Source organism: Bradyrhizobium commune (assembly GCF_015624505.1).
GTDB classification, from domain to species: domain Bacteria; phylum Pseudomonadota; class Alphaproteobacteria; order Rhizobiales; family Xanthobacteraceae; genus Bradyrhizobium; species Bradyrhizobium commune.
In genome coordinates this window covers 4,739,605-4,750,656 of sequence record NZ_CP061379.1, presented here as the reverse complement: position 1 = coordinate 4,750,656, position 11,052 = coordinate 4,739,605, and the positions used below count along the sequence as shown (strand labels likewise).

The window sequence follows — 11,052 nt, the reverse complement described above, 5'->3', positions numbered from 1 at the left end:
GGGATGGCGCAGATCAAGGTCGAAGCGCTCAACAAATCCTTTGGCGAGTTTCACGCGGTCAGGGACGCGAGCTTCACGGTTGCTGACGGGCAATTCCTTTGCCTGCTCGGGCCATCCGGCTGCGGTAAAACGACAACGCTGCGCATGATTGCAGGACTGGAATTGCCGACGTCGGGCACCATCAGGCTCGGCGGCGAGGATGTGACGATGAACCGTGCCTCTGCGCGAGACATTGCCTTCGTGTTCCAGCTGTTTGCGCTCTATCCGCATATGAATGTCCGGCGCAATATCGGCTTTCCGCTCAAATGCGAGGGAATCGGAGCCACGGAGCGCGACCGGCGGGTGGTGGAGGCCGCGCGGATCCTGCGTATCTCTCACCTCCTCGATCGGTCGGTTTCGACGCTGACCGGCGGCGACCGGCAGCGCGTGGCGCTTGGCCGGGCGATCGTTCGCAAGCCAAAGTGTTTCCTGATGGACGAGCCCCTCGGAGCGCTTGATACCGAGATGCGCGAGGCGATGATCCAGGAATTGCGCGCACTGCATGATCGGCTCGGTGCGACAACGGTTTACGTGACGCACGACCAATTGGAAGCCATGGCGATGGCGGATTTGATCGCGGTGATGAACAACGGCGTGGTCGAGCAAATCGCGAGCCCGCGCGACATCTATGACCGGCCCGCATCGCTCTTCGTCGCGGACTTCATCGGTTCGCCCTCGATGAATTTTCTGCCGTTTCGCGGCAGTCTTGAAGCCGGCGCGCAGGCGGTCCGGCTCGGCGATCGCGATGTCGCTATCCCCACCGCACGAGAAGCGTTGGCGGAGAGCGATCTTGTGCTCGGGGTCAGGCCCGAGCATGTACGTTTTGCCGATCGGGGCATGGTGCGGGGTGAGGTCTACGGGTCGGAATATCTCGGCACCACCCAGATTGTGACGGTGACGACGCCTTACGGTGCGCTCAAGGCGCGCTCGCCGGCCAGCTTTTCCTTCCAAGTCGGTTCGAATGTCGGGCTCGACTTTCGGCCCGACACGTTGTCGATCTTCGACCAGGGGTCGGGCCGGGCGATCCGCACCGCATTGCATGAGGGAGGCGCGCATGGCTGAAGTCGAGATCAGGGCGGTCTCCAAGGCGTTTGGCGAGACGGAGGCTGTCGTCGACCTGTCCCTCACCATCGGAGACGGCGAATTCGTTGCATTGCTGGGTCCGACGGGTACGGGCAAGACGACGACGCTGCGCCTGGTCGCAGGACTCGAGACACCCGACAGCGGTTCGATCCGCATCAGCGGACGCGATGTGAGCAGCGACGCGCCGGCCGATCGCGACGTCGCTTTCGTGTTCCAGCAATATTCGTTGTATCCGCATCTGACCGTGTTCGAGAACATGGCCTTTGCACTGCGTGCGCCGACCCGTCGCTTGCCGGAGGTCGAAATTCGAACAAAGGTCGAGGAGGTTGCGCGTCTTCTCCATATCGAAAGCAAGCTACAGAGCAAGGCGACGCAGTTGTCGGGCGGGCAGATGCAGCGCGTGGCGATTGGCCGAGCTCTGGTGCGCTCGCCCTCGATCTATCTGATGGACGAGCCGCTGTCCTCGCTCGACGCCAAGCTCCGCGGTGAAATGCGCCTCGAGCTCAAGCGCATTCAGAGCGATCTCGGCGCGACGATTCTCTACGTCACCCACGATCAGACGGAGGCGATGACGATGGCCTCGCGTATCGGCGTGATGGAGGCCGGGCGACTGATGCAGATCGGGACACCACGCGAGATCTACGAGAATCCGGTCAACGCCCATGTCGCCGCGCGGCTTGGCCAGCCGATGATCAACCTGCTGCCCGCCAATCTATTTGCCGGCGCGCCCTCAGGCGCCAGGACCATTGGCGCCCGTACCGAGCACCTGGCCATCACGCGCAATGGCGGGGACGTGTCGGCGACGGTCACGCGGGTCGAACATCTCGGCGACCAGAGCCATCTCCACCTGGATCTCCGTGGCCAACCAGTCGTGACACTGGCGGAGCCCGAGGTGACTTTGGACGTCGGGGATGAGGTGTCGCTGCGGCTGAACAAGCCGCTGTTCTTCGATGCGGCGGGCAAGCGGGTGGCGGCATGAGTCTCGATCGAGCCTCCCGGGAAAAGCTGGTGCGAGCGCTCGCGGAAGCGGTGATCCAGCATGCCGACGAACTAACCAGTCTCGATCAGGCGATCGGTGACGGCGATCATGGGTTGAACATGAAGCGCGGCTTCGAGGCAGTGCTCGCGACATTGCCAGGGCTTGCGGACAAGTCCCTGCCTGAGATGCTGAAATCGATCGGAATGACGCTGGTCATGAAGGTCGGCGGGGCCTCGGGGCCGCTGGTCGGTACGTTCTTCATGGAATTGGGCAAGGCGCTTCCGGAGCAGCCGACACGCGCAGATTTGGTTGCGGCGACGGATATGGCGATCAATGCCGTGAAGGCACGCGGGCGCTCGGAGGCGGGGCAGAAAACCCTGCTGGATGTTCTGGTGCCCGTGCACGCGGTGTTGGCTGCCGGGGGCGATGCGACGGCAATTGCTGCGGAAGCGATGCAAGCGGCCGACCGCACGATGCCGATGCTCGCCATTCGTGGCCGGGCTTCGTTTCTCGGCGAGCGTTCCATCGGTCACATGGACCCCGGTTCGCGCTCAGCGTCCCTGTTGATCGACGCCGCAATCAAAGCATTGGAATTCGAGGCAAGGTCATGAACAGTCCAAATCGCGGAAACGTCGGAATCGTCATCGTTTCACATTCGCCCAAGATAGCCGAAGGGGCCGCGGATATGGTGCGCCAGATGGTAGGCAACGCAGTGCCGCTGGCCTGGACAGGCGGCGATGTCGATGGAGGGCTCGGCACGAATGTTGCTGGAATCCTCGCGGCGATCGAGACGGTATGGTCGCCGGCTGGCGTAGCCGTGCTCGTCGACCTTGGTGGGGCGGAGACAAATTCCGAGATGGCGGTGGAAATGCTGGCCGAAGATCGCAGGGCGCGCGTCGTCGTCTGCAATGCCCCGGTGGTCGAAGGGGCCGTGATTGCGGCGACGGAGTCTTCGGGTGGTTCGTCGCTTGCCGCCGTCAAGCGTAGCGCGGAGGAATTCTATGCATGATGCCCATGCCGGCCGGGCAGGTGAGACCTCGATGCCGTTGACCGCTTCGGCGGTTCTCGTCAACAAAGTCGGTCTTCATGCGCGGCCATCGGTCAAGCTCACGCAGTGCGCGAAGAGATTTGTCGCAAAGATCGAGCTTGCCCTCGCCGGAGACGGTCCCTGGACGGACGCCAAAAGCCCGGTGAAGGTGATGCGCGTGAAAGCGCCGCAGGGGGCGACGCTGTACTTCCGCGTCACCGGGCCCGACGGCGAGGCGGCGCTTGCGGCTGTGCTTGCGCTTGTACACGACGGTTTCGGCGAGGCTTGACGGCGGTGGGCGAGATCCAACTCATTGGCCGCGCTGCGTCGCCGGGTCTCGCGATCGGTCCGGTCGCCATGCTGACTGCGGCCGTGGCCGGGAGAATTGCGAGCGAGGATCCCGCGCAGGAAGCGGCGGCGCTGCGAGCGGCCATTGAAGGCGCGAGGGGGGAGGTTGCCGGGCTGATCAAGACGATTCAGGGCGAGGCGGCGGAGATTCTCGAATTCCAGGCGGCCATGCTTGAAGACGAGGCGCTGGCAGATGCGGCGTATGAGGTCATCTCGACGGGGATCTCCGCCGACCATGCCTGGCGTCAGGCGCTCGACGCAGAGATCGCGGGCTATCGCACGGCCGAAGATGAATATTTCCGTGCCCGCGCCGTCGATATCGTCGACATCCGCGATCGCGTGCTCGCGCATCTAGGCGGCGTGGACACGGTCGCCGGAATCGCCGGTGGCTCGATTGTTGCGGCTGACGACCTCACGCCGTCCGTCTTCCTTGCGACCGACTGGTCGCAAGGCGGCGCAATCGCGCTCGCCAGTGGTTCGCCTTCGTCGCATGTCGCCATGTTGGCGCGGGCGCGGGGGGCGCCGATGGTCGTCGGGCTGGGCCCGTTGTCATGGAAAGGGCAGCCGCCGGCGTTGGCGCTGGTAGACGGCGATGCAGGACGTGTCATCTTCGATCCGGAGCCGGAGACCGTACGGCTCTTTGAGCGCCGCATGACGGCCGCAAGGACTGCGCTGGCCGCCGCCGAAGCCGCCAGCCTTGCACCTGCCTTTGTTGCCGATGGTCGGCGGATTGCGGTTCTGCTCAATGTCGCCGCGCCCGAGGATCTTGCGAACCTCGATCCCGCGATTTGCGACGGCATCGGCCTGGTGCGCACGGAATTCCTGTTCGAGACGTCTCACGGCCTGCCGGACGAGGAAACGCAATACCGGGTCTATCGGGATATTCTGGTCTGGGCCCAGGGCAAGCCGGTGACGATCCGCACGCTTGATGCAGGCGGAGACAAGCCGATTGCAGGTGTGACGGTCGATGGCGAGAGCAATCCGTTTCTCGGTCTGCGTGGGATCCGCCTCTCGCTGGCGCGGCCGGAGGTGTTTCGCGTGCAACTCCGCGCGCTTTGCCGTGCGGCTGTTCACGGGACGCTGAAAGTGATGTTGCCCATGGTTGCGGTCCCGTCCGAATTCGACCGCGCGAACGAAATGCTTGGCGCGGAGTTCGCAGCCCTCCATGCGAAAGGAATTGCCTGTGTTCGCCCGCCGCTCGGCATCATGGTCGAGATCCCCGCGGCGGCGCTCCGCGCCGTGGATTTCGCCGCTGCATTCTATTCCATCGGTTCGAACGACCTGACCCAGTACACGATGGCGGCGGCGCGCGACATTGGCGCGGTCGCCGACCTCAACGATACCGGCAATCCAGCCGTGCTGGCATTGATAGAAGCGACCGTCGAGGCCGGGCTAAAGCGTGGTGTCGAGGTCTCGCTCTGCGGCGACGCTGCGGCCGATACCAATCTGACGAGGGCGCTGCTCGCGACCGGACTGACGACTCTCTCGGTGTCGCCGATTGCCGTCGCACGGCTGAAGGCCGCTATCGCAAAGGTTGATGCATGAAGGACGACGTCGGCGACGGCATGCCCGGTGACAAAAACGTCGCGGAATACAAGGTCATCCTGCGACGGGTGCTCGACAACAGGCCCTCGGGGACGCGGCTGAAGCTTGCGGCCGCGCTGGGCAAGAATCGCTCCTTCATAAGTCAGATCACCAATCCGGCCTATCTGGTGCCGATTCCTGCGAAGCATGTCGCCGTCATCTTCGAGATCTGCCATCTGTCCAGCGCCGAGCGTTCGGCGTTTCTGGATGCGTATGGCCGCGCCCATCCTGGGAGACTGCGCGCACCCCACCGCGAAGCGCGCACGCGTATCATTTCGGTGACCGTGCCCGAACTCGGGGATGACAAGAAGAATCGTGCGCTGGAACAGCTCATCGCGGATTTCGCCGCGCAGCTCACGCGTTTCGCAGAAAGCGTGGGTTAGGCCGTTGATTTGAACTCTGGACCAGACGGGGAGGACGCTCATGAAAAAGCTGATCAACAGCACCGATACGATACTCGAAGAAAGTCTGGACGGCCTGGCTGCGGCGCACGCCGATCTCCTTCAGCTCGGTCCCGAGCGCAAATTCGTGCGTCGCCGCGAATTGAAGCCGGGCAAGGTCGCTCTGATTTCGGGAGGCGGCTCCGGGCATGAGCCGCTGCACGCGGGCTTTGTTGGTCTCGGCATGCTTGACGCGGCTTGCCCCGGGCAGGTCTTCACCTCGCCAACACCCGACCAGATGATCGAGGCTGCGGAAGCCGTCGATACCGGCGCTGGCGTGCTGTTCATCGTCAAGAACTACGAAGGCGATGTGATGAATTTCACCATGGCAGCCGAGATGGCCGGCCGGGAGGTTGCAAGCGTGGTGACGAACGACGATGTGGCGGTCGAAAAGTCGACCTACACCACCGGCCGTCGCGGCGTCGCTGGAACATTGATCGTGGAAAAAATGGTCGGTGCCGCGGCTGAGACCGGGATGTCCCTTGCGGCGCTTAAGGCTCTCGGCGACGAGGTCAATCGGCGTACACGCTCGATGGGCGTTGCCTTGTTGCCATGTACCGTACCGGCGGCTGGACGGCCAAACTTTACGTTGCCCGACAATGAGATGGAGATGGGCGTCGGCATTCATGGCGAGCCCGGTCGTCGCAGGGTGCCGTTGGCTTCTGCCGATGCGATTGCCGCCGAGCTGGTTGAAGCGATCCTGAAGGATCTCGAGCCCAGCAAGGGCAGCGAGGTCGTGCTTCTCGTTAATGGCTTCGGCGCGACGCCTTTGATCGAGCTTTATCTGATGGTCAATGCCGCCAAGCGGATTTTGGATCGCGCAGGAATAACGGCGACGCGTTTCCTGACCGGTTCCTACGTCACATCTCTGGACATGGCCGGTGTCTCGATCACCGTATCTGTGCTCGATAGCAACGCAACGCGATTGTGGGATGCCCCGGTGCAGACAGCAGCTCTGCGTTGGGGGATCTGACAGGCTCCAAATTTCAACGCTCGGCGCGGATAGCGTCGAGGCCCGCGGCGTCATCCTTGCGGCGCCTCGTCTGCTTGATGCATTTGCGAAACCCCAAGACCGGTATTACAAGAGCGATCGCACCGCACTCGTCGCAGGCTAAGATTTTGATTTCACGCTGGAAATTTTCCATAGCCCCCATGATGGATTGGACCGACCGGCACTGCCGGGTGTTCCACCGTCACCTGACCCGGCGGGCGCTGCTCTATACGGAGATGCTGACGACCGGCGCCGTCATTCATGGCGATCGGGAGCGGCTGCTCGGGTTTGATGCGAGCGAGCATCCGGTGGCGCTTCAGCTCGGCGGCTCGGATCCGCGCCAGCTCGCGCTCGCGGCTCGGATCGGCGAGGATTTTGGCTATGACGAAATCAATCTCAATGTTGGTTGCCCGTCCGATCGCGTGAAGGACGGCCGTTTCGGCGCCTGCCTGATGGCGGAGCCGGAGCTTGTCGCGACCGGCGTCGCTGCGATGAAGGCCGCGGTCACCGTACCCGTCACCGTGAAGTGTCGCATCGGGATCGACGACCAGGATCCCGAGATGGCGCTCGATACGCTCGCGCGCGCCGTAGTCGCCGCGGGCTCCGACGCATTGATCGTGCATGCCCGCAAGGCCTGGCTCAACGGTCTATCGCCGAAGGAGAACCGCGACATCCCGCCGCTCGACTACGACCGCGTCTATCGGCTCAAGCGCGCGATGCCAGACGTGCCTGTTATCATCAATGGCGGCATCCTGAGCATCGACGAGGCGAAGGCTCATCTCGCCCACGTCGACGGTGTGATGCTCGGCCGTGCCGCCTATCAGGAGCCGTGGCGGCTGCTCGCCGTCGATGATGACATCTTCGGTGAGACGGCGCCGCATGCGACCATGCAGGGCGCACTCGAGGCGATGATGCCGTATATCGACCAACAACTCGCGCGCGGCACGCGGCTGCATGCGATCACGCGGCATTTCGTCGGCGCCTTCCACGCCGTGCCCGGTGCGCGCGCCTTCCGCCGTCATCTCGCAGAGCAGGGCGTGAAGCAGGGCGCCGGCATCGAGGCGTTGCGCGACGCAATCGCGCACGTCGGTACGCGTGCGCCGGCAGAGGCTGCCGCTTAGCTTCGCGCGCGACGAAGAAGAGCCGGAACGCAAGATCCGGCTCTTCGTCGATCAGGCTCAGCGGAACAGGTCGAAATGATAGTTCACGCCGACGCGGAAGCTGTGGAATTTCGCGGCGTTCCAGTCCGGAAGGTTGTCGTGCTTGAACTCGGTGTAGAGATACTCGGCCTTGGCCGACCATTTCGGCAGGAACGCCCATTCGACGCCGCCGCCTGCGGTCCAGCCCATCTTCATCTTGTTGAGGCCGCCGTCCTTCAATTCGCCGGTGGCAAGACCCGCGGTGCCGAAAAACAGCAGGCGTGAATCCATCGTCGCGATGCCGGCGCGGGCGCGGCCGGTCATGTACAAGGGCAGGCTCACCGCGGCGCTGTTGAGCGTGTCGTGGTTCTTCAGGTCTCCGCCCTCGAAATCATTCTCGATGCCGACCACGAACATCGGCGAGAGCTGGTAGTTGTAGCCGATCTGCACGCCGCCGATGGCGCCCTTGACCTTGCCGCCGCTGACGCCTGCGAGATTGTTGACGGCATTGTCGCTGCTCTCGGCGTAGCCAGCGTTGAGGCCGGCATAGAGTCCTGTCCAGGAATAGACCGGCTGCGGCGCCGTATAGGCAGACGCTGCGTAGCGCGGAGACAGGTCCGCAGCGCTCGCGCTGGCTGCGGCGAGGGCCGTCGCAAGGGGCAGGGCGCACTTCGCGCGGTGTAAGGCGGCTCTCGCAATCATGACTCTCGATCTCCCACTTGGCCGCTTCCGGCGGAGAGCAGCGCTTGTCCAACCCCTAACCGGGATGGCGCTATCTATAAACCGACCAGGCGGTTTGTAAATAGCGGAAATGCCACACTTGGTATAGGTTCGGCGATCGTTGCGGATGTGATGTCGGTTAATCGACTGTCGTGCGTGGGCGGCGATGGCTCGTTTGCAGCTCCGGATAACCGGTGAGCATCAGCGTATCCGAACGCACGCCCCAGCTCTCCAGGCGGTCGAGGAAGCTCATGCCGAGCAAATTGGTCTTCATCAGGCCACGCGGCACGACGAGGGCCGGCACCGACTTTTCGACGAGATGGCCGACGGCGAGCCGGTCGATCGTGAGCCGCGCCGCCTTGGTGTGGCCGCCTGCGGTTTCGAGATCGACGTCATATTCCAGCATATCGAGCGGCAGCCCGATCGCTTTTGCTGTCTCCCAGGTCAGCACCACGGACGTCGCGCCGGTGTCGATCACCATCGGCGCGGCGACGCCGTTGATCTTGGCGCGCAGCGCGAATTCGCCACCCTGGCCGCGCTGGATCTGCACGGCGGGGGCGGGCGCGGCGCTCTGCCCGCGGAACATGTGCGAGACCTTGTTGCTCGCGCGCGCGATCTGGTCGGGATCGCCATAGGCGACGACGGCACCGGCGGTGCCGGCGAGCATGAGGAGAACGAGCAGGAAGCGGATCATCGCGCGCCTCCGGATGCGCGCAGGCCGCTCAGGCGCGCTTGGGCGATCCCGCGATCGGTTGCAATCCCGCGTCCGCCATGCGCGCCGGCAACAGCGCCATCAATGCGAGCCGTCCCGTGCTCTCCATTGCGTGCCAGCGCGCGATCTCCGGCAGCGTGCGGCCGCAGCCGAAGCACAGCTTGGTCTTGGGATCGATCATGCAGACGGCGACGCACGGCGTTTCTTTGCTCATCCGGACATAGTGGGGGATTGTCGAGCAGGTGTGCAAGCATGTGTTTAGGAACCCGTGCCTGCGCTCATGATCGGCTTGTGCCGCGGCCGGCGCTTCTCGTCAGGGACGGCGGCAACGTCAGGCTGAAGCGGCGGGGCGTCCTCCGACAGCGGCGCCAGCGCGCTCATCACGCGCTCCGGCGGGAAGGTGACGATGACCTCGGTGCCGATGCGCAGCTTCGATTTCAGCGTGAACGTGCCGCCATGCAGGTCGATCAGGTTCTTCGCGATGGGCAGGCCGAGGCCTGCGCCCTGTTCGGCCGATTTGATCGAGTTGGAGCCCTGGCCGAACGAGGCGAGCACGACCGGAATCTCGTCCTCGGGGATGCCGGGGCCGGAATCCTTCACCGAGAGATATTGTCCGCCCGACGCGGTCCAGCCCGCCTTGAGCCAGATATCGCCGCCCTGCGGGGTGAACTTGATCGAGTTGGAGAGCAGATTGAGCACCACCTGGCGGATCGCGCGCTCGTCGGCCCAGAGCCGCGGCATGGCCTGCTCGAACACCTCGTGGATCGTGATGCCGCGGCTGGAAGCGCGCAGCTTCATCAAATGATGGCAGTCGGCGACGATGCCGACCAGCGACACCGCTTCCTCGTTCAACTCGTAGCGGCCGGCCTCGATCCGCGACAGATCGAGGATTTCGTTGATGAGGTTGAGCAGGTGCACGCCGGAATTATGGATGTCCGCCGAGTATTCCTTGTAAACCGGCACGGCATGCGCGCCAAAAATCTCGCTCTTCATCACCTCGGAGAAACCGAGGATCGCGTTCAGCGGCGTGCGCAGCTCGTGGCTCATCTGCGCGAGGAAGCGCGATTTGGCGACGTTGGCGGATTCGGCGCGATGGCGCGCTTCATCCGAGATCGCCTTGGCCTGCTCGAGCTCGCCGATCAGCGCGTCCTTCTCCGCGCGCGCCTCCAGCGTCGCGAAGGTCGAGGAGTGCAGCTGGTGTGCCAACAAGACGAAGTAGCCTTCGGCCGCGAGCGCCAGCGCTGCCAGGATGTAATTGTCCAGCGACCCGCTCATCGCAAAGCTCATCGCCATCGCGGCTGCGACCGGCGCGGTGGCGGCAAGGGCCGCGATCGGCAGGTTGGCGGCGAGCATGCTCGATACTGCGATTACCAGCAGCATCAAGAACATCATCAGCGTTTCCGTGACCATGTCGAGCACGGGATGGATCAGGATCGCCATCCAGCACAGGCCATAGAGCAGGTCGAGCACGACGAAGCGGGTGCGCCAGGCCCGCACGGAAGTGGGCGAGGCAGGCTCGGCCAGGAAACGCTGGCAGCTGCGGATCATCGCGCCGTGGATGCAAAGCATGCCGGCGGTCCAGGCCGCGGCCGGGATCGGCTGCATCCACAATCCGAACAGCACGCCGGTGGCGACCACCAGCAGCATCACGACATAGGAGGCCGACAGCCGGGTCTGGGCGTATTGGCGCAACAGCTCGGCGTCGAACGCCGGCCGGGTTCCGCTGGTCGACGTTAACTTGTCGCGCGCCTCGCGCACCCGCTGCGCCGCAGCCCTTCGGCTGCTCGCCGACGGAGCGCTGACCGGTTCGGCCGGAAGCTGCACAACTTCAGGCTTTTCAGCGGGGTTACTCATCAAGCAACAACGATTCCTGCCCGCGTCGGACGCGGGCCTTCTGCATTGTCTATCTCTGGCAAGAAATCCTTAAGAGGTGACTTAAGGAGCTAAAGAATTACGTTAACCCGGAGTTAATTTGGTTCCGGCCGGCGCC

The 11,052-nt window shown here is 64.0% G+C and carries 13 protein-coding genes; 9 read left to right on the top strand and 4 right to left on the bottom strand.

Annotation, left to right across the window (positions count from 1 at the left end; translation table 11 throughout):
- Positions 1 to 3: 3 nt before the first annotated feature.
- The 9 genes from IC761_RS22520 to dusA all read left to right on the top strand — a co-directional run bounded on the left by IC761_RS22520 (position 4) and on the right by dusA (position 7,612).
- On the top strand, positions 4 to 1,101 hold the full coding sequence (locus IC761_RS22520) for an ABC transporter ATP-binding protein (protein WP_195798824.1): 1,098 nt from the start codon (positions 4 to 6) through the stop codon (positions 1,099 to 1,101).
- Positions 1,094 to 2,101 (top strand): ABC transporter ATP-binding protein, encoded by a 1,008-nt coding sequence (locus IC761_RS22515; RefSeq protein ID WP_195798823.1) that lies wholly within the window; start codon positions 1,094 to 1,096, stop codon positions 2,099 to 2,101. The genes IC761_RS22520 and IC761_RS22515 overlap by 8 nt, the downstream gene beginning before the upstream one ends.
- Positions 2,098 to 2,712 carry a dihydroxyacetone kinase subunit DhaL gene (dhaL, locus tag IC761_RS22510; protein ID WP_195798822.1) on the top strand — a complete coding sequence of 205 codons (615 nt, stop codon included), beginning with the start codon at positions 2,098 to 2,100 and terminating at the stop codon, positions 2,710 to 2,712. Before IC761_RS22515 ends, dhaL begins: the two co-directional genes overlap by 4 nt.
- The gene (gene dhaM / locus IC761_RS22505) at positions 2,709 to 3,110 is read left to right on the top strand and encodes a dihydroxyacetone kinase phosphoryl donor subunit DhaM (protein ID WP_195798821.1); all 402 of its coding nucleotides are present in this window, start codon (positions 2,709 to 2,711) and stop codon (positions 3,108 to 3,110) included. Before dhaL ends, dhaM begins: the two co-directional genes overlap by 4 nt.
- Entirely contained in the window at positions 3,103 to 3,417 is a 315-nt protein-coding gene (locus IC761_RS22500; RefSeq protein ID WP_195798820.1) for an HPr family phosphocarrier protein, read from the top strand. Before dhaM ends, IC761_RS22500 begins: the two co-directional genes overlap by 8 nt.
- 68 nt (positions 3,418 to 3,485) lie before the next feature.
- Positions 3,486 to 5,021 (top strand): phosphoenolpyruvate--protein phosphotransferase, encoded by a 1,536-nt coding sequence (ptsP, locus tag IC761_RS22495; RefSeq protein WP_368367112.1) that lies wholly within the window; start codon positions 3,486 to 3,488, stop codon positions 5,019 to 5,021.
- On the top strand, positions 5,018 to 5,443 hold the full coding sequence (locus tag IC761_RS22490; RefSeq protein ID WP_195798818.1) for a hypothetical protein: 426 nt from the start codon (positions 5,018 to 5,020) through the stop codon (positions 5,441 to 5,443). The genes ptsP and IC761_RS22490 overlap by 4 nt, the downstream gene beginning before the upstream one ends.
- A 40-nt stretch (positions 5,444 to 5,483) precedes the next feature.
- A complete protein-coding gene (gene dhaK, locus IC761_RS22485) occupies positions 5,484 to 6,473 on the top strand; it encodes a dihydroxyacetone kinase subunit DhaK (RefSeq protein WP_195798817.1) in 990 nt (329 codons plus the stop codon).
- A gap of 179 nt (positions 6,474 to 6,652) precedes the next feature.
- Positions 6,653 to 7,612, top strand: a complete 960-nt coding sequence (gene dusA / locus IC761_RS22480) for a tRNA dihydrouridine(20/20a) synthase DusA (RefSeq protein WP_195798816.1) — start codon at positions 6,653 to 6,655, stop codon at positions 7,610 to 7,612.
- Positions 7,613 to 7,669: 57 nt separating this feature from the next.
- Here the strand turns inward: dusA and IC761_RS22475 are convergent, their stop codons facing one another.
- The 4 genes from IC761_RS22475 to IC761_RS22460 form a co-directional block, all read right to left on the bottom strand.
- Positions 7,670 to 8,332, bottom strand: a complete 663-nt coding sequence (locus tag IC761_RS22475) for an outer membrane protein (RefSeq protein ID WP_195798815.1) — start codon at positions 8,330 to 8,332, stop codon at positions 7,670 to 7,672.
- A gap of 157 nt (positions 8,333 to 8,489) precedes the next feature.
- Positions 8,490 to 9,044 carry a TIGR02281 family clan AA aspartic protease gene (locus IC761_RS22470; protein WP_195798814.1) on the bottom strand — a complete coding sequence of 185 codons (555 nt, stop codon included), beginning with the start codon at positions 9,042 to 9,044 and terminating at the stop codon, positions 8,490 to 8,492.
- Between the two features lie 28 nt (positions 9,045 to 9,072).
- Entirely contained in the window at positions 9,073 to 9,276 is a 204-nt protein-coding gene (locus tag IC761_RS22465) for a DUF1289 domain-containing protein (RefSeq protein WP_195798813.1), read from the bottom strand.
- A gap of 44 nt (positions 9,277 to 9,320) precedes the next feature.
- Positions 9,321 to 10,916, bottom strand: coding sequence for a sensor histidine kinase (locus tag IC761_RS22460; protein ID WP_195798812.1), 1,596 nt, complete (start codon positions 10,914 to 10,916; stop codon positions 9,321 to 9,323).
- Positions 10,917 to 11,052 lie beyond the last annotated feature (136 nt).

Bases quoted from the DNA above. Each gene is read 5' to 3' on its own strand.
- IC761_RS22520 (WP_195798824.1), top strand. From the start codon at position 4: ATGGCGCAGATCAAGGTCGAAGCGCTCAACAAATCCTTTGGCGAGTTT.
- IC761_RS22515 (WP_195798823.1), top strand. From the start codon at position 1,094: ATGGCTGAAGTCGAGATCAGGGCGGTCTCCAAGGCGTTTGGCGAGACG.
- dhaL (WP_195798822.1), top strand. From the start codon at position 2,098: ATGAGTCTCGATCGAGCCTCCCGGGAAAAGCTGGTGCGAGCGCTCGCG.
- dhaM (WP_195798821.1), top strand. From the start codon at position 2,709: ATGAACAGTCCAAATCGCGGAAACGTCGGAATCGTCATCGTTTCACAT.
- IC761_RS22500 (WP_195798820.1), top strand. From the start codon at position 3,103: ATGCATGATGCCCATGCCGGCCGGGCAGGTGAGACCTCGATGCCGTTG.
- ptsP (WP_368367112.1), top strand. From the start codon at position 3,486: ATGCTGACTGCGGCCGTGGCCGGGAGAATTGCGAGCGAGGATCCCGCG.
- IC761_RS22490 (WP_195798818.1), top strand. From the start codon at position 5,018: ATGAAGGACGACGTCGGCGACGGCATGCCCGGTGACAAAAACGTCGCG.
- dhaK (WP_195798817.1), top strand. From the start codon at position 5,484: ATGAAAAAGCTGATCAACAGCACCGATACGATACTCGAAGAAAGTCTG.
- dusA (WP_195798816.1), top strand. From the start codon at position 6,653: ATGATGGATTGGACCGACCGGCACTGCCGGGTGTTCCACCGTCACCTG.
- IC761_RS22475 (WP_195798815.1), bottom strand. From the start codon at position 8,332: ATGATTGCGAGAGCCGCCTTACACCGCGCGAAGTGCGCCCTGCCCCTT.
- IC761_RS22470 (WP_195798814.1), bottom strand. From the start codon at position 9,044: ATGATCCGCTTCCTGCTCGTTCTCCTCATGCTCGCCGGCACCGCCGGT.
- IC761_RS22465 (WP_195798813.1), bottom strand. From the start codon at position 9,276: ATGAGCAAAGAAACGCCGTGCGTCGCCGTCTGCATGATCGATCCCAAG.
- IC761_RS22460 (WP_195798812.1), bottom strand. From the start codon at position 10,916: ATGAGTAACCCCGCTGAAAAGCCTGAAGTTGTGCAGCTTCCGGCCGAA.